Genomic DNA, 19667 nt, shown 5'->3' with positions numbered 1-19667 from the left:
CCAGGCCGGCGGAAGGCCTGAGCCGGCTCACGCCGGGGCGGTCCGCCTGCGGCTGGGGTCCGACGGGATGTACGCCTGCGTCGGCGCCTGGTCGGCCTTCACCGCGTGGTGCAGCGGTGCCTTGTTGGCCTGGTCGAGCGCGGACGCCGTGACGGCGGCCGGCCCCAGGACGACGGTCGCGACCGCGCAGACGACGGTCCAGGCCCGCTTGCTGCTGTGGTCGCGCGTGCCGTTGCTGCTGCTCATGATCCCCACCTCCGGTCAGTTCGTGGGCATGACGGTAGGGAGGCTGTCTCGGGGAGATCGTTGAGCCGGCTAGGAGAAGCCTGTGAGCGGGCGGGTGAAGGAGCCGGTGAAGGAGCCGGTGAGGGAGCCGGCGTGGGCCTTTCCGGAAGGTTCACGCGCCGTCTCTTGACCGGTTCCGTGATCTCCGGCTTAGGGTGACCGGACCGAACAGGAGCACCCTGCCCATGACCAGCCTGTACGTGCGGGAGATACCGCGCCAGGAGCATCTGGCCCACCTACGGCTGTATCCCGATGCGAGCCATCTGCAGATCCCCGAGTGGGGCGATGTGAAGCCCGACTGGCTGCCGGAGAGCGTGGGGTGGTTCGAGGGCGACGACATGGTCGCGACGGCGCTCGTCCTGTACCGGCCCCTGCCCGGCACCCGGCGCTACCTGGCCTACCTCCCCGACGGGCCCGCGATCGACTGGCGTACGCCGCGCCTGGAGCGGTGGCTGGACCCGCTCGTCGCCCACCTGAAGCGGATCGGGGCGTTCTCGGTCCGGATCGGCCCGCCGCTCGTCGTACGCCACTGGGACGCGGCCGACGTGACGGCGGGCATCGCCGACCCTGCGGCGGGGCATCTGCGCGACGTGCCCACGGCCGGCATCGACGGCTACGCGCTCGACGCCGCGGAGCGGCTGCGGCGGCTGGGGTGGCGGCGGTGCGAGGAGGACGACGGGAGCGGGTTCGGGCTGGGTCAGCCGCGCTACGGCTGTGAGATCCCGTTGGCGGGGCGTTCGGTGGACGATCTGCGCGACGCCCTCGCACCGCACTGGGAGCAGTCGCTGCGCACGGCCGAGGCGGCGGGCGTCCGTGTTGCGTGGGGCTCGGCGGCCGACCTGCCCGAGTTCTACCGCCTGTACACCGTGACGGCCGCCCGCGACGGCTTCAAGGCCCGCCCGCCGGACTACTTCCGGCGCATGTGGGCGGCCCTGAACGCCGAGGACGAGGACCGGCTGCGGCTCTACCTCGCCGAGTACGACGGCGAGGTGCTCTCCGCGGCCCTCATGATCAGCGTCGGCTCCAGGGCCTGGCACTCCTACGCCGCGTCCGGCCGCCGGGGGCGTGAACTGCGGCCCAGCAGCGCCCTGCTGTGGCGCATGCTGGGCGACGCCCGTGCGGCGGGCGCCGACACGTACGACCTCCGCTCCATCACCCCGACCCTCACGGAGGACCGCCTCCTCGGCCGCCTCCTGTTCAAGACCGGCGCGGGCGGCCGTGCGGTGGAGTACCTCGGCGAGTGGGAACTTCCGGTGGGGAGCCAGGGGAGGGTGTTGCAGCGGGCGCTGGGAGTTTATTTGGGGAGGCGGTGACCGGCCGGGGCGGGGTTGGGCCGGGGCGGCCGGGGGGTGGGGCACGCCGGGCAGGGTTGGGCCGGGGCGGCCGGGGAGTGGGGCACGCCGGGCAGGGTTGTGCCGAGGGTGGGCCACGGTGGGCGGGGGTTGGCCGGGGCGGCCGAGGAATCGGGCACGCCGGGGCGGTTGGGGGCGGGGCTGCCGAGGACTGGGGCACGCCGGGCAGGGTTGTGCCGAGGGTGGGCCACGCTGGGCGGGGGTTGGCCGCGGCGGCCGAGGAATCGGGCACGCCGGGGCGGTTGGGGGCGGCCGAGGAGTGGGGCACGCCGGGCGGGGCGGGTGACGCCAGTTCGGGCCGGGGCGCGTGATCGGGCAGGTCCGCGCTGGAGGGCGGAGGAGGCCTGCGTCTCCCTGGAACTCCGGCGGGCGGACTGAGGGCCGGGCTGCGGAGGGCTGCGTCCCGGGCTCCGGGCGCCCGGCATCGGAGGTGTGCGCGGCCGCACGACAGCTCAGGGCCGCGGCAAGGACACAGCTCGCGTCAGCGCCTGCCCTGCAGGCGGGCCGCCGTCTCCCTGATCTCCGGGAGACGCTCGCTGAGGGCCGCGCCCGGGCAACTGGTCATGTAACCGACGTTGTGGCCGGCGACGGCGGGGAACATCGCGGCGGTGCCGGACGGGTAGCGGCTGTAGCTGTTGCTGGAGGTCAGTCGGACTTTCGCGCGGGGGTCCGTGTCGGAGAGCCCCAGTTTCCAGGCGGCCACCGACGCGATCGCCTCGGTCATCGCCTTCGGCACGGGCACGCCGGCCGTGAAGGTGCCGATGGCGGCGATGCCGGTGGTGCGGTGGTTGAAGCCCTGGGTGTGGGCGCCGGTCACGGGTCGGGCAATGCCGCCCTCGCGGCCCTCGTAGATGGTGCCGCAGCGGTCGACGAGGAAGTTGTAGCCGATGTCGTCCCAGTCGCGGGAGCCGGTCTGGCCCGCGTACACGTACCGGATGATGCGGGGCACGTCGGCGCAGTCGTAGCCGTTGGGCGAGTCGGTGTGATGGATGAACACGGCGACGACGGTGTCGTCGTAACGCGGCGGCGGCTGGGCCCGACGGGTCTCGTCGTCGAGCCAGGCCGACCTCGGCACGATGGCCGGCCTGGGCGCCTGATGCGAGTCGGCGGGCCGCGCCGCGACCGGCCGCGCACCGGCCGCGACGATCCGCTCGACGCCACTCGCGCACAACCCCAGCGCGAGAACGGCGGCGAGGCCGGGGACACAGCCGAGCAGCGCGAACGCGACGGGGTGTACGCGCCACCCCGAGGGCGGCTGCCACCGGCTCCGTGCCTGCACCCGGGCCCACCGACCGGCCGACGGCCCTCCGGCCCGCTCTTCCGGTACGTCCTGCTGCGGTCGCAGTTTCGACTGGCCCTGCCGGGCAGGTTGCTCTCCGCCGGCGGGCGGAACCTGCGGGTCCGACTGTTCCCGCGGGGGCGGCCGGTCCCTCACGGGCGGCTGAACCGGCCCCACGGGCCGTTCCGGTACGGGCAGCCACTCCGGCCCGCACGGATTTCCCCGCACGGGCGGCTGCTCCCGCCCGGAAGACCGACCCCGTACGACAGGCGGCTCTCGCAGACCCGGCTCCTCGCTCGCAGGAAGCTCTTCCGGCACGCCTCGCTCCCCCCGCCCGGACGGCCGCTCCGATACGACGCCCTCCCGCACGGACGGCGCGTCCTCCACCCGCCCCGCAGCCGGCCCGACCTCAGCCTCCTGCAAACCCTCCGCGCCGGCTCCTCGCGAAGCGCCCCGCGACGGTTCGCCGTCCGATGCCGGCGCACCCCCCGCTACACCGTCCAGGCCCGCTGTCCACGCAGACCCCTGCACGCCGCCCCCGCCCGGAGCACGCGGCGTCCCTTCCAAGCCACCGCCACCCGACGCCCCGGCAGCCCCAGCAGCCCCGGCACCCCCCGCTACACCGCCCGGGCCCGCTGCCGGCGCAGCCCCCCGCACGCCACCCCCACCCCGAACCCGCGAAGCCTCCGGATCTCCCCGTAACGGCCCCCGGCCCGCGTCTCCCTCAGCCCTCCGAAAGTCCTCCGGCGCAGCTTCGTCCCGCTCCCGGCCCGCCCCCTGCATCGGCGCAGCCCACGGCATTCGTACGGCACGTGGTCTTCGTTTCCCCCGTGTTCCTCGGAAGACCCTTCGGGTTACCCGTCGGAAGGCACGCATGGTCCTACTGTCCGACGGATCCGGTCCGCCCGCGATGTGTGGTGTGACACCCGGTGGAACCATCGTCCTGGTCCGGGGCGTTTCTCCAGGTGCACGCGGCGTGGCCGGTTCCCGGCGGCGCGTGCGCGGGCACTGATCAACAGGCGGCTCGCGCGCGTACTAAGGGGTCCGAGAGAAAGGCGGCTCTGTGGACCTGCTCGACATCCTGCTGTTGCTGGTGATCCTGGCCCACGCGGCCTCCGGATACCGGCGCGGACTGGTGGCCGGATGCGTCTCGCTGGCCGGCTTCGTGGGCGGCGCGGTGATCGGCGTATGGATCCTGCCGTGGATGATGGACCTGGTCACGCCCGGTACGACGGAGGCGACCGTGACCGCGGTGCTCACCGTGCTGCTCCCGGCGGTGCTGGTGCACGAGCTGGCGGGGCGGCTGGCGCTGCGGCTGCGAAGGGAGCTGGACCGCGGGCCGCTCAGGGTGGCGGACGGCGTCGGCGGAGCCGTGGCCAACTCGGTGGCCGTACTGATCGTGGCGTGGGTGGCCGCAAGCGTGCTCGCCGCGTCCTCCTCCCCCTTGCTGACCGCCGCCATCCGGGACTCCCGGCTGCTCGGGACCGTGCAGGACGCGATGCCGGACACGACCCCCGCCTGGTTCTCCGGAGCCACGTCCGCGCTCACCGAAGCCGGCTTCCCGCAGGTCTTCAACCCCTTCGAGAACGAGTCGACCGCCGAGGTCGCCGAGCCCTCCGGCGACAGCGTCACGACGGCCGCCACCAACGCCGCCAAGCTCAGCACGGTCAAGATCGAGGGCACCGCGGGCACTCAGGGCCGCGAGGGCAGCGGCTTCGTCTACTCCCCCCAGCACGTGATGACCAACGCCCATGTGGTGGCCGGCATCGACGCCCCCAGCGTCCGGGTCGGCGGCGTCGGGCCGTCGTACGCGTCACGGGTGGTGCTCTTCGACCCGGACCGGGACGTCGCCGTGCTGTACGTCCCGGATCTGCGCGCCCCCGCGCTGTCGTTCGACGACGACGCCAACCGCGGCGACTCGGCCGTCGTGGCGGGCTATCCGGAGGACGGCGACCTGAACCTCCAGGCGGCGACGGTCGCGAACCGGGTGCGGGCGACCGGCCAGAACATCTACAACGACGAGACCGTCACCCGCGAGATCTACTCGATCCGCTCCACCGTCCGCCCCGGCAACTCCGGCGGCCCGCTGCTGACCACGGACGGCAAGGTGTTCGGCGTCGTCTTCGCCCGCTCCACCTCCGACGACCGGACCGGCTACGTCCTCACGGTCGCCGAGGTCGCCTCCGACGCCAGGCGCGCGGCCAACGCGACGGCGGCGGTGGACACGGGGGAACTCGTCACCTCGTGAGGCCCGGGGGCCGCCGGCCCCCGGGTACGGCCCGTGACGTACGTGACACCCCGTCAGAGACTGCGCCCCATGAATACGTCGTCCACGTACTGCCCGTCCAGGAGGAACTCCTCGGGCAGCACCCCCTCGACCACGAAGCCCTCGGACTCGTACAGCTTGCGCGCCGGTGTGTTGTGGCCGAGGACGCGCAGGGTGATCCGGCGTGCGCCCCTGCGGCGGGCCTCGTCCACGGCCGCCCGGATCAGCGCCCGGCCCACGCCGAGGCCACGCGCCTCGTCGGCGACGGCGAGGCCCTGGATCTGCCGGACGTGCGCGTTACAGGCGAGCGGAGTGGGGAAGCCGAGGCGGACGTAGCCGACGATGCGGCGGTCGAGCTCCGCGACCAGATGGTCCTCCGGGGCGTGACGCTCGGTGAAGAACGGCGGGTAGGGCGGGCGCGGTTCGGGAATGACCGCGTGCATCGGCGACCACGTGACACGGTCGAGGTGGGACAGCTCCTCCTCGTCATCGGGCAGAGCAGCGCGTATACGGGCTTTGTACGACTCGGGCATGAGCGTCACCCTACGACCGGTGCCCGGGAACCCGACCGGGGTTTTATGTGGTCAACGGCAGGATTGAGGTCATGGAACTTTCAAGAATCGCGGTGGCCGGCTCCTCCGGACTGATCGGCGGCGCGCTGGTGCGGTCGCTGGTCGCGGACGGGCACGAGGTGGTGCGGCTGGTGCGCCGGGCACCCCGCTCGGCGGGCGAGGTCCGCTGGGATCCCGAGCGGAAGTACGTGGACGCGGCCGGGCTCGCCGGGTGCGATGCCGTGGTCAATCTGGCCGGCGCGAACGTGGGCTCGCGGCGCTGGACGGACGCGTACAAGGCGAAGCTCCGGTCCGGCCGGGTGCGGGGCACGGCGGCGCTCGCGGAGGCGATGGCTTCGCTGGACGAGCCGCCGAGGGTGTTCGTGAACGGCAGCGCGATCGGCTACTACGGGGAGACCGGCGAGCGTGCCGTCGACGAGAGCGCCCCGCCCGGGGAGGGCTTCCTGCCCTCGCTGGCCGTGGAGTGGGAGGGTGCGGCGGCTCCCGCGCAGGAGGCGGGCGTACGGACGGTGTTCCCGCGCACGGGGCTGGTGGTGGCCCGGCAGGGCGGGGCCTGGGGGCGGCTGTTCCCGCTGTTCAAGGCGGGGCTCGGGGGGCGGCTGGGGGACGGACGGCAGTACTGGTCGTTCGTCTCGCTGCACGACGAGGTGGCCGCGATCCGGCACCTGATCGACCGGGACGATCTGTCGGGCCCGTTCAATGTGACGGCGCCGCAGCCGCTGACGAACCGTGAGATCACCGAGGCGATGGGGCGGGTACTGCACCGCCCGACGCCTTTCCCGGTCCCCGCACAGGTCCTGCGGACGGTACTCGGCGAGTTGGCCGGAGACGTGCTGGGCAGCCAACGGGTGCTGCCGACGCGGCTGCTGGAGTCCGGATTCACCTTCGCGTTCCCGGACATCGAGGGGGCGATCCGGGCGGCCGCCAAGTAATCGAAGGGTCAAGCCGGGCTTCCGCCATGTATCGGTCGGCGACACCGAGCGCCTGCATGCGACCACTGTGCGACCGTGCTCTGTTCATGCGCGACTGTTTTTGACCGATCGCAGCCCTAACCTCGACCCGAACTCGGGTATCCCCGGAGCCAGTTGGGGGCATGACGTCTCCACCGGCCGCGCAACCTCGAGGAGGGGCACGTGCTTGAGCCCGCGTACCAGGCGGACGTCGTCATCGTGGGAGCCGGGGTCGCCGGACTCTCCGCGGCGCATCGGCTGACCAGCGCAGGAGTGAGGACCGCAGTGCTGGAGGCCGCCCCTTACCCGGGCGGCCGCATGTCGACCGAGAAGGTCGACGGGTTCCGGCTGGACCGGATGGGCCAGCTCCTGTCGACGTCGTATCCGGAGCTACGGCTGACACCCGGGCTCGACGCGCTGGCGCTGCGCCCCTTCGCGCCGGGCGTACTGCTGCACAGCGACGGGCGCCGGCATCGCGCGGGCGCGGTGGCGAGCCCGATGAGCGCTCGGCGCGCGAGGGGCGCACTCCATGCGGTGCGCGCCCTGGCGAGCGCCCCGAGGACCGGGCCCGTACGGGGCGTTCCGGGACAGGGCCCCATACCGCGGGTTCGCGCGGGGGCACCGCTGGGTACCGCCGTGGACCAGGCCCGGCTCGGCGCCGCGCTCGCCCGGCTGGCGACCGTGCCGATCGAACGGCTGCTGTCCCGCCCCGAGTTGCCCGCCGCGCAGGCGCTCGCGGAGCGGGGCGTTCCGGCTCGGACGATCGACGGCTTCCTGCGGCCGCTGCTCGCCGCGCTGCTGTGCGACCCGGAGCTGACGACGTCCAGCCGGTGCGCGGATCTGGCACTCCGCTCCTTCGCGAGCGGACGGATGTGCATGCCCGAGGGCGGCGCCGAAGCGCTGCCGGAGCTGCTGGCACGGGCGTTGCCGCCGGGCACCGTGCACACCGGTGTGCGGGTCACGTCGGTCGCGACGACGTCCGTGACCACCGCCGAGCACGGCGAGATCCGCTGCCGGGCCGTCCTGCTGGCGACGGACGCGCGGACCGCCGCCGAACTGCTGCCGGGCCTGCGCGTCCCGGACTTCCACCCGGTGACCGTCGTCCACCACACGACCGACGAGCCGCCGACGACCGGCGCCTCGCTGCTGCTCGACGCCGACCGGGGCGGCCCGGTCGCGCACACCGCGGTGATCAGCCAGGTCGACCCGAGCCGCGCACCGGCGGGCCGCACGCTCGTCTCGTCGACGGTCCTCGGCACGCCGCCGCCCGACATCGACACGGCCGTGCGGATGCACTTGTCCCGCCTCTACGGCACCGCCACGGCACGCTGGGAGACCCTCGCCGTGCACCACACCCCGGAGGCCGTCCCCGCGATGCGCCCGCCCCACGACCTGCGCCGTCAGGTTCGCCTCCTGGCGGGCCTGTACGTCTGCGGCGACCACCGCGACACCAGCACGGTCCAGGGCGCCCTGCACTCGGCCCACCGGGCCGCGGCGGCGATCCTGACGGACCTGGGGGCGGCGGGGTCCATGCACAGGGCGGAGCCGGTCCCCACCGCCAGGGCCGCCTGAAGCACCCCTACCCCAGGGCGGCGACCTTGTCGCGATACCCCCTCACCGGCGCCGCGTCCCGGTACGGCTCCAGCCTCCGCTCGAAATCCTTGACGTACTCGATCGCCCGCACCGACCGCATCTCCGCGGCAGCGCCCGCGGCCTCGGCGCCCAGCGCGCAGGCCTGGTCGAGTTCGCCGAGGCCGAGGCGGGCGGAGGCGAGGACGACGCGGGAGAACAGGCGGCTGCGGGCGTAGGCGGGGGCGCGCAGCTGCAGGGACCGCTCGGCATGCTGGGCCGCCGCGCGGAACTGCTGCAGGTCCCGGTGGCAGTGGCCGAACTCGTCGGCGAGCTGCGCCTCGTCGAAGAAGCGCGCCCAGTGCGGGACGTCGTCGACGGGGCGGGCCGCTTCGAGGGCGCGCTCGGCCCGCACCAGGGAGGCGGTGCAGGCGCGCACCTCGCCCAGTACGCCGTGCCCGCGCGCCTCGCACGCGTGCAGCAGGGCCTGCACGACCGGCGGCGCGCTGGTCCCCACACCCTGCTGGGCCACGCGCGCGAGCTGGACCGCCTCACGGCCGTGCCCGAGGTAGACGGCCTGGCGGCTCATGGTGACCAGGACGTAGGCGCCGAAGGCCCGGTCGCCGGCCGCCTGCGCGAGCCGCAGCGACTGCACGAAGTAGCGCTGGGCGAGCCCGTGCGCCGCGATGTCGTACGACGTCCAGCCCGCGAGCCTCGTGAGGTCGGCGGCGGCCGCGAAGAGGCGGCGGCCGGTCTGTTCGCCGTAGGTGCCGCGCAGCATCGGCTCGCACTCGTGCTCCAGGTAGCGCACCAGGGCCTGCCGGGCGTGGCCGCCGCCGTACATGTCGTCGAGGGAGCGGAACAGCTCGCCGACCGAGCGCAGCGCGGCGATGTCGCCGCCGGTGACCTTCTGGCCGGGGCCGCGCTCGGCCTGCCCGCGCTGGCGGGGTACGGCCGTCGGGCGGCCCTGCACCGGGATGCGGGCGATCGTCTCGCCGCGGGCGACCTTCTCGTCGGCGCGGCCGATCAGCCAGTCCCGGCTGGGCACGACGAGGCCGGCCGGGGTGAACGCGATCTTGCGCAGCTCGGCGTGGCTGCCGGAGTCCTTGCGCCACAGGCCGCTGACGATGTCGACGGCCTCCTCCGGTGTCGCGGCGAACTCCAGCCCCGCGTACACGGGCGCGCAGGCGTCGAGGCCGAGGTCCTGGGCGGAGAGCCGGCGGCCGAGGCGGCGCGTGAAGACCTCGGCGATGAGCGCGGGCGTCGTACCGCGTGGCTGCTGCCCGCGCAGCCAGCGGGTGACCGAGGTCTTGTCGTATCTGAGATCAAGCCCGTGTTCGAGGCCGAGCTGGTCCACCCGGCGGGCGAGACCCGCGTTGGAGAATCCCGCTTCTGCGATGAGCGCGGCGAGCTGGCGGTTGGGAGTGCGCTGCGCGGGTCGTTCCGTCATCTGCGGTGCGGTCTCCTGCCTTTCGGGCCTTGCGGGGCCGTACGGCCGCGGGTGCCCGGATTGCCGGTGAGCAGCCCTTTTGGCCTGCTCGAACGGCGCGAATGTAGCGGAGAGTAAGCAGCCGATCGCACATTACGCCGCCCATTCATCCGATCGTGTGAGGATTGCCCTACCGGGCTGACGCGGACCGCGAGACGTCACCCGAACGAGCCGGTCGTACAGTGGCGTAGGCACGCTTTGTGCCTTACGACCTTCTAGGCACCAGGGAGGCGCTTGCCGTGAGTGAGTTGCGGTTCGTGCGCATGGGGTTCGGAGCGGACGCCGTCGAGTACCAGCAGGCGTGGGACGAGCAGCGCCGGGTGCACGCGGCGCGGTTCGAGGACGAGATCCCCGACACGGTTCTGCTGCTCGAGCACCCCCCGGTGTACACGGCGGGCCGGCGCACGGCGGACAACGAGCGGCCCCTGGACGGCACGCCGGTCATCGACGTGGACCGCGGCGGCAAGATCACCTGGCACGGCCCGGGGCAGCTCGTCGGTTACCCGATCCAGAAGCTGCCGCGCCCCGTGGACGTCGTGGCCCATGTACGCCGGCTGGAGGAGGCCCTGATCCGCACCTGCGCGGAGTTCGGCCTGGAGACCAGCCGCGTCGAGGGCCGCAGCGGGGTGTGGGTCCTGGGCGACCCGGTCGAACAGCGTCCGTCGTTCGGCGGACTCGCGCTGGACTTCGACCCCCGCCTGACGGACGAGGAGTTCGACCCGCGTCTCAACGGCCCCGAGTACGCCCCCTCCAACGCCGGCCAGCGGCGCGAGGACCGCAAGATCGCGGCGATCGGGATCCGGGTCGCGAAGGGCGTGACCATGCACGGCTTCGCCCTGAACGTGAACCCGGACAACAAGTGGTTCGACCGGATCATCCCGTGCGGGATCCGCGACGCGGGCGTCGCCTCGCTGGCCGCCGAGCTCGGCCGGGACGTCACGATCGACGAGGTGCTGCCGGTCGTCGAGCGGCACCTGACGGACGTACTGGAGAACGCCGATCTGAAGCCGCGGGAGATCGAGAGGGAACCGGCGGCATAAACGGGCCCGTGGAGGGGCTGACACCCACGCAGGCATTCAAATCCACGGGCGTACCCTTGAGGGCGCCGAAGAATCAATCGCTAGGGAGCCGGTCGTGTCCGCAGTCTCACCCGACGGACGCAAGATGCTGCGCCTGGAGGTCCGCAACGCCCAGACCCCCATCGAGCGCAAGCCCGAGTGGATCAAGACCCGGGCGAAAATGGGCCCCGAGTACACGAAGATGCAGAACCTCGTGAAGAGCGAGGGCCTGCACACGGTCTGCCAGGAAGCCGGCTGCCCCAACATCTACGAGTGCTGGGAGGACCGCGAGGCGACCTTCCTCATCGGTGGCGACCAGTGCACCCGGCGCTGCGACTTCTGCCAGATCGACACCGGCAAGCCCGAGGCGCTCGACCGCGACGAGCCGCGCCGCGTCGGCGAGTCCGTGGTCACCATGGACCTGAACTACGCCACCATCACCGGCGTCGCCCGCGACGACCTCCCGGACGGCGGCGCCTGGCTGTACGCGGAGACCGTGCGCCAGATCCACCAGCAGACCGCCGAGCGCGAGGCCGGCCGCACCAAGGTCGAGCTGCTCGCCCCCGACTTCAACGCCGTACCGGAGCTGCTCCAAGAGGTCTTCGCCTCCCGCCCCGAGGTCTTCGCGCACAACGTCGAGACGGTGCCCCGGATCTTCAAGCGCATCCGCCCCGGCTTCCGCTACGAGCGTTCCCTGAAGGTCATCACCGAGGCCCGCGACTACGGCCTGGTCACCAAGTCCAACCTCATCCTCGGCATGGGCGAGACCCGCGAGGAGATCAGCGAGGCGCTCCAGCAGCTGCACGACGCGGGCTGCGAGCTGGTGACCATCACGCAGTACCTGCGCCCGTCCGTGCGCCACCACCCCGTGGAGCGCTGGGTCAAGCCGCACGAGTTCGTGGAGCTGAAGGACGAGGCCGAGCAGATCGGCTTCTCCGGCGTGATGTCCGGCCCGCTGGTGCGGTCCTCGTACCGTGCCGGGCGGCTCTACCAGATGGCCATCGAGAAGCGAGGCTCCTACGTCGCGTCGCAGGCTGTCTGATGGCACGGAGTGCCACCAGGTTCATGTGAACCTGCGCACAAGCAACTGCCCTCCGGCAGCGGCCGATTGACGCGGTCCTGGACGTCCCCGCAGATAGGGGCACCATCAGGGCCGCGTCAAGCATTTCCGGCCGCGCATCAAGGTTTCATTGGTGTTTGACCGGTCGGTCACGCCCTGGTAACACCAATCAGTGACCCTGGTTTTACACCCCGTGCACCACTCACGAAGCCGCCATTCCCGAGGGGGGACCTCCACCATGCAGGCCGCGCCCGTTCGCGCCACCGCCATCCCGTCGTTCACCACTGCACTGCGTGCCGTCGAGTCGCTGCTGATGAGCAGCGGCCAGCGCACCGCCCGTCGCAACGCCTGGACGTCCGTGCTGGAGGACCGCCGTCGCGCCAAGGACCGGGTCGAGGCGCAGCGCGTCCTGGACCAGGTCACCACCGTCCGTCCCTGACTCCGGCGCGCTCCCCTGCGCTCCGGCATGGCACTGCCGTCGTCGGCGCTTCCGGGGGCACGTAGACTTCGTGGCATGGCGAGGAAGGACACGGCAGCGGACGCTGCAAACCCCGGGCGACTCAAGCAGATCGCTCTGACCTACAAGATGACCCGCAAGGCCGACAAGAAGATCGGTCTTGTACTCGCGGCTGTCGGAATCGTCACCTTCGGTGTCTTCCTCGCGATCGGTTTCTTGATCGGTCACCCCATCTATCTCGGCATCCTGGGCCTGCTGCTCGCCTTCCTCGCGTCGGCGATCGTGTTCGGGCGCCGGGCCGAGCGGGCGGCCTTCGGGCAGATGGAGGGCCAGCCGGGCGCCGCAGCGGCCGTGCTGGACAACATCGGCCGAGGCTGGAACACGACCCCCGCGGTGGCGATGAACCGCAGTCAGGACGTGGTCCACCGCGCCGTCGGCAAGGCCGGCGTCGTGCTGGTCGCCGAGGGCAACCCGAACCGGGTGAAGACCCTGCTGGCCGCCGAGAAGAAGAAGATGAACCGCATCGTCGCGGACGTGCCGGTGCACGACCTGATCGTGGGCACGGGGGAGGGCCAGGTCGAGCTGAAGAAGCTGCGGACCACCATGCTGAAGCTGCCGCGCGTGCTGACCGGTCCCCAGGTGACCGCCACCAACGACCGGCTCAAGGCCATGGGCGACCTGATGAGCAACATGCCGCTGCCCAAGGGTCCGATGCCCAAGGGCATGAAGCTGCCGAAGGGCGGGCCGAAGGCTCGCTGACCTCCCTCATACATCGATGGGGGCGCCGGGACTGATCCGGGCGCCCCCATCGTCGTATGCGAAGCGTGCGGTACGAGGAGTACGTTCGATTTATGCGAGGCGTACGGAGGTCAGATCCGTACCTCGACCGTGTGGGCCAGCCGGTCGTGCAGGCCGCGGCCGTCGCGGTCCCAGATCAGGGCCGGGATGGCGACGCACAGCAGGGCCGTGCGCAGCAGGGCGCGCAGCGGGTTCACGGTGCCGGTCTCCAGGACGACCACGCGCAGGCCGAAGAGGCGCTTGCCCGGGGTGAAGCCGACGGTGCCGACGGTCAGGACGCTCATCAGGAAGAACAGCAGCAGCGCCCAGTTGCTCGTCGCCTGACCGTAGCCGTCCGTAATGAGACCGTATGCGATCAAGACACAGATGCCCCAGTCGACGGCCAGGGCCCCGAGCCGGCGTCCCGGGCGGGCGATGGAGCCCGGTCCCTCCTCGGGGAGACCGAGCTGCTGACCCCGGTATCCGAAGTCGACACCGGCGTCCTCGGCGGCCGCGCGGGGGCCCGAGAGCCAGGATCCGATTGCTTGCCTCTTGTCCACGCGACCACGGTACTGTGCCCGTTTTGCGATGTGGACAGGTGGGGGGAGGTCGGGGATGTCCGGTTAACGTGTGCGAAACAAACGGGTCACGCCCGAGAAATCACCCGTCCCTAGGGTCGAGGTCAGCGTGTGCCACCGCACTGGCCGCACGACCGAACTACCACCCCGGACCGACGGGTCGGGAGTAGGAGGAGCTGGATGTTCCAGAACGCCGACGAGGCCAAGAAGTTCATCGCGGACGAGGACGTCAAGTTCATCGACGTCCGGTTCTGCGACCTGCCGGGCGTGATGCAGCACTTCACGATCCCTGCCACGGCCTTCGACCCTGCCGAGGAGCTCGCGTTCGACGGCTCCTCGATCCGCGGCTTCCAGGCCATCCACGAGTCCGACATGGCGCTGCGCGCCGACCTGTCCACCGCGCGCGTCGACCCGTTCCGCCGCGACAAGACGGTCAACATCAACTTCTTCATCCACGACCCGATCACGGGCGAGCAGTACTCCCGTGACCCGCGGAACGTGGCGAAGAAGGCGGAGGCCTACCTCGCCTCCACCGGTATCGCCGACACCGCGTACTTCGGCCCCGAGGCCGAGTTCTACGTCTTCGACAGCGTGCGCTTCAAGACCGCCGAGAACGAGGCGTACTACCACATCGACTCCGAGGCGGGTGCCTGGAACACGGGCGCGCTGGAGGACAACCGCGGTTACAAGGTCCGCTACAAGGGTGGTTACTTCCCGGCCCCGCCGGTCGACCACTTCGCCGACCTGCGCGCGGAGATCTCCCTGGAGCTGGCCGCCTCCGGCCTCCAGGTCGAGCGCCAGCACCACGAGGTGGGCACCGCCGGCCAGGCCGAGATCAACTACAAGTTCAACACGCTGCTCGCCGCGGCCGACGACCTGCAGCTCTTCAAGTACATCGTGAAGAACGTCGCCTGGCGCAACGGCAAGACGGCGACCTTCATGCCGAAGCCGATCTTCGGTGACAACGGCTCGGGCATGCACATCCACTCGTCGCTGTGGTCGGGCGGCTCCCCGCTCTTCTACGACGAGGCCGGCTACGCGGGCCTGTCGGACACCGCCCGCTTCTACATCGGCGGCATCCTCAAGCACGCTCCGTCGCTGCTGGCCTTCACCAACCCGACGGTGAACTCCTACCACCGCCTGGTCCCGGGCTTCGAGGCGCCGATCAACCTGGTGTACTCGCAGCGCAACCGCTCCGCCGCGATGCGTATCCCGATCACGGGCTCCAACCCGAAGGCCAAGCGCGTCGAGTTCCGCGCGCCCGACTCCTCCGGCAACCCGTACCTGGCCTTCTCGGCCCTGCTGCTCGCGGGGCTGGACGGCATCAAGAACAAGATCGAGCCGGCCGAGCCGATCGACAAGGACCTCTACGAGCTGGCTCCCGAGGAGCACGCGGGCGTCGCGCAGGTCCCGACCTCGCTCCCGGCCGTCCTGGACCGTCTGGAGTCGGACCACGAGTTCCTCCTCCAGGGCGACGTCTTCACGCCGGACCTGATCGAGACGTGGATCGACTTCAAGCGCGCGAACGAGATCGCCCCGCTGCAGCTGCGTCCGCACCCGCACGAGTTCGAGATGTACTTCGACGTGTGATCGACGCCTGATCTCAGGCACCGAGGCATAGCGCCCGCGCCCCCGCTGTTCTCCTGACAGCGGGGGCGCGGGCGTATGTTCTATTCTGCCTCTGCCGATGGACGACACGGGGGTGGGCGGGATGCCGGAGCGGCACGAACACGACGATCAAGAACGCGAGTTCGACCTGAAGTGGGCGGACAACGCCGAGCACAAGGAGCCCTCGGCGCGGGCCCGTATGCTCGCCGCGCGCTGGAAGGACAACCCGCCCGGGCCGGTGCCGTTCCGGGGTGAGCCCGATCATGTGGCACGGCGGCAGCGCAGGTCGGGCTGGGTGTCCACGGCCATCGTGCTGGGCTGCGTCGCCGGGGTGATCGTGCTGCTGGGCTACATCAACTTCCGCGCGGGCTACTAGGCCGTCGGCCTGCGGTCCCGCGCTGCCGGCCATTGCCGGTCCTGGGGCCGATCACGACCCGTTCATGGGAGTCACCGGGTGCACACTGGGCAGTGGGACGAGTGCCTGAGTGCGCGGGGTGATGCGAAATGCAGAGCCGGTTCCGGAGTGATCGGCGGTTGACCGCCCGAATGGGGATCACTCTGTTTCTGCTCGGTTTGTTGTACGTGGCGTTCGTCGTCGCGTTGATCTTTCTGCTGAAGTCCTGGGTGCTCGTCGTGGTCGTGGCGGCGGCGCTGCTGGGGGCCCAGTACTGGTTCTCCGACCGGGTCGCGCTGTTCGCGATGCGGGGGCGGGTCGTGGAGCGGGAGGAGTATCCCGAGCTGCACGGGGTCGTCGACCGGCTGTGTGCCATCGCCGATATGCCCAAGCCCGTGGTCGCCGTGTCGGAGATGGACATGCCGAACGCGTTCGCCACGGGGCGCAATCCCGATCATGCCGTGGTCTGTGTGACCACGGGGCTGCTGCGGCGCCTGGAGCCGGACGAGCTGGAGGGTGTCCTCGCGCACGAGCTGTCGCACGTGGCGCACAAGGACGTCGCCGTGATCACGGTCGCCTCGTTCCTCGGCGTGATCGCGGGGCTGATCGTACGGTTCGCCTTCTACTCTCAGCTGTTCAGCGACGGGCGCCGGGATCAGAACACCGCCGTGATCTTCGCCGCCGTGATGGGCGTGTCGGCGGCCGTGTACGCGCTCAGCTTCCTGCTGATCCGGGCCCTGTCCCGGTACCGGGAGCTGGCCGCCGACCGGGCCGCGGCGCTGCTCACCGGGCGGCCCTCGGCGCTGGCGTCCGCCCTGACCAAGGTCTCCGGCGACATCGCCCGCATCCCCACCAAGGACCTGCGGACGGCGCAGGCCTTCAACGCCTTCTACTTCACCCCGGCCCTGGGCCGCGAGCCCGGCATCGCGCGCATCTTCTCGACTCACCCGAGCCTGGAACAGCGGCTCGACCAGCTGGGACGGATCTCCGCCGAGCTCGGCGAGGCTGCGGCTCCCGGAGGGGCGTGAGCATGGGGCTGCTGGACATTCTGCTGGGCCGTACGAAACCGGTCGCGCCCGATCTCGACCAGCTCTTCGGGCTGCCGTCGGCGGCGATCACGCTGGAGGCGGCGGCCGGGTTCCGGCCGACCGGCAGCGGGGCGGTGTGCTTCGCCACGGTCGAGGGCGCCGTCTTCGAGCAGACGCACCGCGAGGTGCAGGCGCTGCTCGACGCGGACGCGGAGCGCGAGGGCCGGCCGGTGCAGCTGACGCGGGACGGCTACGGCTACTCGTGGCTGGTCTCCCGACGCACGCCCGAGCAGCTGCCGGAACTGGTCAACGACCTGCACGCGGTGAACAGCGCGATGGAGGTCAACGGCTTCGGCCCGCAGCTGCTGTGCTCGCTGGCGGGATTCGAGTACGCAGGGGGTGAGGGGCCAAAAGCCGGCGACGGGGCGGAAAGCGGCGAGCCGGGGCGGCGGATGGCGCTCGTCTACCTCTACAAGCGCGGCACCTTCTATCCCTTCGCACCCCTGCCCGGTGCGACGGAACGCCGCGACAACGCGCTGGAGCTGCGGGTGCGGGCGGCCCTCGCGAACGACCTGCGGATCGAGCAGGACCTGAACCGCTGGTTCCCGCTGTGGGGTGCCCCCGGCCTGTGACCGGGGGCACCTCGCACTGCGGGCGCAACCCCCGCGGCCTACCACCGCGGGTGGTTTCACTTGCTCTTCTCGCGCTCCTGACGGCGCGTCTCGATAGGGCGCTCGCGGCGGTAGCGGCGCTCCCACTTGGCCTGCATGTCACGGCGGTCGCGGTAGGCGCGGTAGTCCGCGGGCATGGAGCCTCCGGACGGGGCCCCTCCCCCGCCACCGCCCGCACCACCGCTCGGCGCGGAGGCGCTGCGGCCGTACTGCAGGTAGAGGAAGAGCACCGCGACGGCGGCCAGCCAGTAGAGGTGGTTGTCGAATCCTAAGATCACCAGGACGACGGTCCCGGAGATGACGATGGTGCCCATCACGGGCCTCCGTGAGCGTGGGTTGGATCTGGATCTGGTGGATCTCGAGCGGTGACCGATGGATGCCCGACGGGGCGCTGGGGGATGGCGACCGTCCGTCGGTGCGTAGAGAGTAGCCCCGAGTCCGCAGGGTGACGCCCGCCCTGCGAAAAGCGGCGTGAACTGCTCCGTTACGCATGTCCAGGGTAGGGAGACGGTCACTCGGCGTGCATCTCCTTTTCCCGGGGCCCGAGTTCGGCCGGTGGCCGCTGTGAGTGAATGGGCGCATGACCGAGCTCTCCTCCTTCACCCACACCCACGACGGTGAACTGCTCAGCTGCGTGTACGGCGGTGCCGCCGCCGGCCCGGAAACGGCCACCGCCGTCCTGCTGCACGGCGCGGGCGTCGGCAGCAAGGAACGGCTGCTCCCGATGCTTGCCGAGTTCGTGTCCCGTGGCTGCCGCGGGCTCGCCCTCGACTTCTCGGGGCACGGCGAAAGCAGCGGTGCGCCAGGGGAGTTGAGCCTGCGGCGACGCTGCGAGCAGGCGGTCTCCGTGATCGACGCGTGCGTGCCGGCGGACGGTCCGCTGATCCTCGTGGGCTTCAGCATGAGCGGACAGACGGTGACGGATCTCGTCGCGCACTACGGGGAGCGCGTGGCGGCGATCGGGCTGTGCGCGCCCGCCGTGTACGCCGAGGAGGCCTGGGATGTGCCGTTCGGCGAGGGGAACGGGCGGTTCAGCGAGATCATCCGCAGGCCGGACGGCTGGCGCGGGGCACCCGCATTCGAGGTGCTGCGGGGGTACGAGGGCCGGGCGGTGCTCGCGGTGCCGGGGACGGACGCGATCATCCCGCCGGAGGTGACGGAGGCGGTTCAGGACGCGCTGGCCGCGCACGCCCAGTTCACACGGTTCGAGGTGCCGGGCTCGGAACACATGCTGGGCCTGTGGTTCCAGGAACATGCCGGGGACCGGCGGGAGTTCGTCACCGCGGTGCTGGCCGGGCCGGGCGACCGGGGGTGGACGGCCACCCGGTCGTGGCTGGCCAAGCAGGTGCCGCAGGGGCGGACGGTCGCCGGTGCCGCCTTCGCCAAGGGAGGCTGGAGCTCGCAGATGCGGCGGCTCACCCTCGACGACGGCACCGGGCTCGCGCTGCGCACGTTCGTGAAGCCCTTCTTCCGCAGGCACGCGCCGGGACTGCTGGCCCGTGAGGCGTCGGTCCTGACCCTGCTCGCCGCACAGGAGGGCGTCCCCGCAGCCGAGTTGATCGCCGTCGACGCCACCGCCGAGCACTGCGACCACCCCTCGCTGCTGATGTCACTCCTGCCGGGCCGGGTGCGGGTGGACGACGAGGACCTGGACCGGCGCCTGGACCTGCTGGCGGCCCAACTCGCCGCGATCCACCGGGTCGTACCGGACGAGCGCCCGCGGCCGTACCAGGCGTGGACGTCCGCGGAGCGGGTGCGGACGCCGTCGGGCGGGCTGTGGGAGCGGGCCGTGGAGGTGATCCGGCAGGAGCCTCCGGCGTACGAGGGATGCTTCCTGCACCGGGACTTCCACCCGGGGAACGTGCTCTTCACGGGTACGGGTGAGGACTGCCGGATCAGCGGGGTCGTCGACTGGGTGGAGACCTCGTGGGGCCCCGCCGACCTCGACGTCGCCCTCCCCACTGCCTTGAGGGCGTGGGAGGTGCCCCCAGCTCCACCGCGCTCGCGCTGCTGCACGGGCCCGCGTACGGCCTCGGCTTCCGGGACCGGTACGAGGCGCACGGCGGGCGGCGGCTCGCCGACGGGGAGGACCACCTGTACTGGCGGCTGATCGACGCCCTCGCCTACTCCCCCGACGCGGCGAAACTCGCCGGGCCGTGGCGTGAGCTGGGGCGGACCGAGCTGACGCCCGAGGTGCTTGGCGGGCGGCTGACGGCGTACGTGGAGGGGCTGCTGGAGTCGTACGGCTGACCGTGCCGCCCGGGCCGTACGGCT

18 protein-coding genes and 1 pseudogene are annotated in these 19667 nt (G+C 71.8%); 13 read left to right on the top strand and 6 right to left on the bottom strand.

Going from position 1 to position 19667, the window contains the following annotated elements; genetic code table 11:
• Nucleotides 1-27 precede the first annotated feature (27 nt).
• Nucleotides 28-246, bottom strand: a complete 219-nt coding sequence (locus tag OG331_RS35205) for a hypothetical protein (protein ID WP_406203836.1) — start codon at nt 244-246, stop codon at nt 28-30.
• Nucleotides 247-470: 224 nt separating this feature from the next.
• Here OG331_RS35205 and OG331_RS35200 point away from each other — a divergent pair, with 224 nt between their 5' ends.
• The gene (locus OG331_RS35200) at nt 471-1598 is read left to right on the top strand and encodes a lipid II:glycine glycyltransferase FemX (RefSeq protein WP_406203833.1); all 1128 of its coding nucleotides are present in this window, start codon (nt 471-473) and stop codon (nt 1596-1598) included.
• Nucleotides 1599-2118: 520 nt separating this feature from the next.
• Here OG331_RS35200 and OG331_RS35195 read toward each other — a convergent pair.
• On the bottom strand, nt 2119-2853 hold the full coding sequence (locus OG331_RS35195; protein WP_406210495.1) for a peptidoglycan recognition protein: 735 nt from the start codon (nt 2851-2853) through the stop codon (nt 2119-2121).
• Nucleotides 2854-3979: 1126 nt separating this feature from the next.
• On the opposite strand from OG331_RS35195, the gene OG331_RS35190 reads away from it, so the two are divergent.
• Nucleotides 3980-5164 (top strand): MarP family serine protease, encoded by a 1185-nt coding sequence (locus tag OG331_RS35190; RefSeq protein ID WP_406203830.1) that lies wholly within the window; start codon nt 3980-3982, stop codon nt 5162-5164.
• A 53-nt stretch (nt 5165-5217) separates the two neighbouring features.
• On the opposite strand, the gene OG331_RS35185 is transcribed toward OG331_RS35190, so the two are convergent.
• Nucleotides 5218-5715, bottom strand: coding sequence for a GNAT family N-acetyltransferase (locus OG331_RS35185; RefSeq protein WP_406203827.1), 498 nt, complete (start codon nt 5713-5715; stop codon nt 5218-5220).
• A 71-nt stretch (nt 5716-5786) separates the two neighbouring features.
• Here OG331_RS35185 and OG331_RS35180 point away from each other — a divergent pair, with 71 nt between their 5' ends.
• Nucleotides 5787-6686: a TIGR01777 family oxidoreductase gene (locus tag OG331_RS35180; RefSeq protein ID WP_406203824.1), complete on the top strand. Its 900-nt coding sequence runs from the start codon at nt 5787-5789 to the stop codon at nt 6684-6686.
• Between the two features lie 201 nt (nt 6687-6887).
• Nucleotides 6888-8276 carry an NAD(P)/FAD-dependent oxidoreductase gene (locus tag OG331_RS35175; protein WP_406203821.1) on the top strand — a complete coding sequence of 463 codons (1389 nt, stop codon included), beginning with the start codon at nt 6888-6890 and terminating at the stop codon, nt 8274-8276.
• Nucleotides 8277-8283: 7 nt separating this feature from the next.
• On the opposite strand, the gene OG331_RS35170 is transcribed toward OG331_RS35175, so the two are convergent.
• Complete coding sequence (locus OG331_RS35170) at nt 8284-9723, bottom strand: regulator (protein WP_406203818.1); 1440 nt, start codon at nt 9721-9723, stop codon at nt 8284-8286.
• A 278-nt stretch (nt 9724-10001) separates the two neighbouring features.
• Here OG331_RS35170 and lipB point away from each other — a divergent pair, with 278 nt between their 5' ends.
• The 4 genes from lipB (at nt 10002) to OG331_RS35150 (ending at nt 13096) form a co-directional block, all read left to right on the top strand.
• Nucleotides 10002-10802, top strand: coding sequence for a lipoyl(octanoyl) transferase LipB (gene lipB / locus OG331_RS35165; RefSeq protein WP_406203815.1), 801 nt, complete (start codon nt 10002-10004; stop codon nt 10800-10802).
• Between the two features lie 94 nt (nt 10803-10896).
• On the top strand, nt 10897-11862 hold the full coding sequence (gene lipA / locus OG331_RS35160) for a lipoyl synthase (RefSeq protein WP_406203812.1): 966 nt from the start codon (nt 10897-10899) through the stop codon (nt 11860-11862).
• 256 nt (nt 11863-12118) lie between these two features.
• Nucleotides 12119-12319: a hypothetical protein gene (locus OG331_RS35155; protein WP_328882127.1), complete on the top strand. Its 201-nt coding sequence runs from the start codon at nt 12119-12121 to the stop codon at nt 12317-12319.
• 75 nt (nt 12320-12394) lie between these two features.
• A complete protein-coding gene (locus tag OG331_RS35150; protein WP_406203808.1) occupies nt 12395-13096 on the top strand; it encodes a DUF4191 domain-containing protein in 702 nt (233 codons plus the stop codon).
• A 110-nt stretch (nt 13097-13206) separates the two neighbouring features.
• On the opposite strand, the gene OG331_RS35145 is transcribed toward OG331_RS35150, so the two are convergent.
• Nucleotides 13207-13674 (bottom strand): RDD family protein, encoded by a 468-nt coding sequence (locus OG331_RS35145; RefSeq protein WP_389451818.1) that lies wholly within the window; start codon nt 13672-13674, stop codon nt 13207-13209.
• 198 nt (nt 13675-13872) lie between these two features.
• Here OG331_RS35145 and glnA point away from each other — a divergent pair, with 198 nt between their 5' ends.
• The 4 genes from glnA (at nt 13873) to OG331_RS35125 (ending at nt 17354) form a co-directional block, all read left to right on the top strand.
• Nucleotides 13873-15282 carry a type I glutamate--ammonia ligase gene (gene glnA / locus OG331_RS35140; protein ID WP_406203805.1) on the top strand — a complete coding sequence of 470 codons (1410 nt, stop codon included), beginning with the start codon at nt 13873-13875 and terminating at the stop codon, nt 15280-15282.
• 121 nt (nt 15283-15403) lie between these two features.
• Nucleotides 15404-15676 carry a hypothetical protein gene (locus tag OG331_RS35135; protein WP_406210492.1) on the top strand — a complete coding sequence of 91 codons (273 nt, stop codon included), beginning with the start codon at nt 15404-15406 and terminating at the stop codon, nt 15674-15676.
• 128 nt (nt 15677-15804) lie between these two features.
• Nucleotides 15805-16722, top strand: a complete 918-nt coding sequence (gene htpX, locus OG331_RS35130) for a zinc metalloprotease HtpX (protein WP_406203802.1) — start codon at nt 15805-15807, stop codon at nt 16720-16722.
• Nucleotides 16723-16724: 2 nt separating this feature from the next.
• Nucleotides 16725-17354 (top strand): hypothetical protein, encoded by a 630-nt coding sequence (locus OG331_RS35125; RefSeq protein ID WP_406203799.1) that lies wholly within the window; start codon nt 16725-16727, stop codon nt 17352-17354.
• A gap of 56 nt (nt 17355-17410) precedes the next feature.
• Here the strand turns inward: OG331_RS35125 and OG331_RS35120 are convergent, their stop codons facing one another.
• Complete coding sequence (locus tag OG331_RS35120; RefSeq protein ID WP_406203796.1) at nt 17411-17707, bottom strand: hypothetical protein; 297 nt, start codon at nt 17705-17707, stop codon at nt 17411-17413.
• A gap of 266 nt (nt 17708-17973) precedes the next feature.
• Here OG331_RS35120 and OG331_RS35115 point away from each other — a divergent pair.
• Nucleotides 17974-19643 (top strand): annotated as a pseudogene (locus tag OG331_RS35115) (alpha/beta fold hydrolase).
• Nucleotides 19644-19667: the final 24 nt, after the last annotated feature.

It is taken from the genome of Streptomyces sp. NBC_01017 (assembly GCF_045162795.1).
In the GTDB taxonomy this organism is placed as follows: Bacteria; Actinomycetota; Actinomycetes; order Streptomycetales; family Streptomycetaceae; genus Streptomyces; species Streptomyces machairae.
This window is presented reverse-complemented; position numbering and strand designations above follow the sequence as displayed.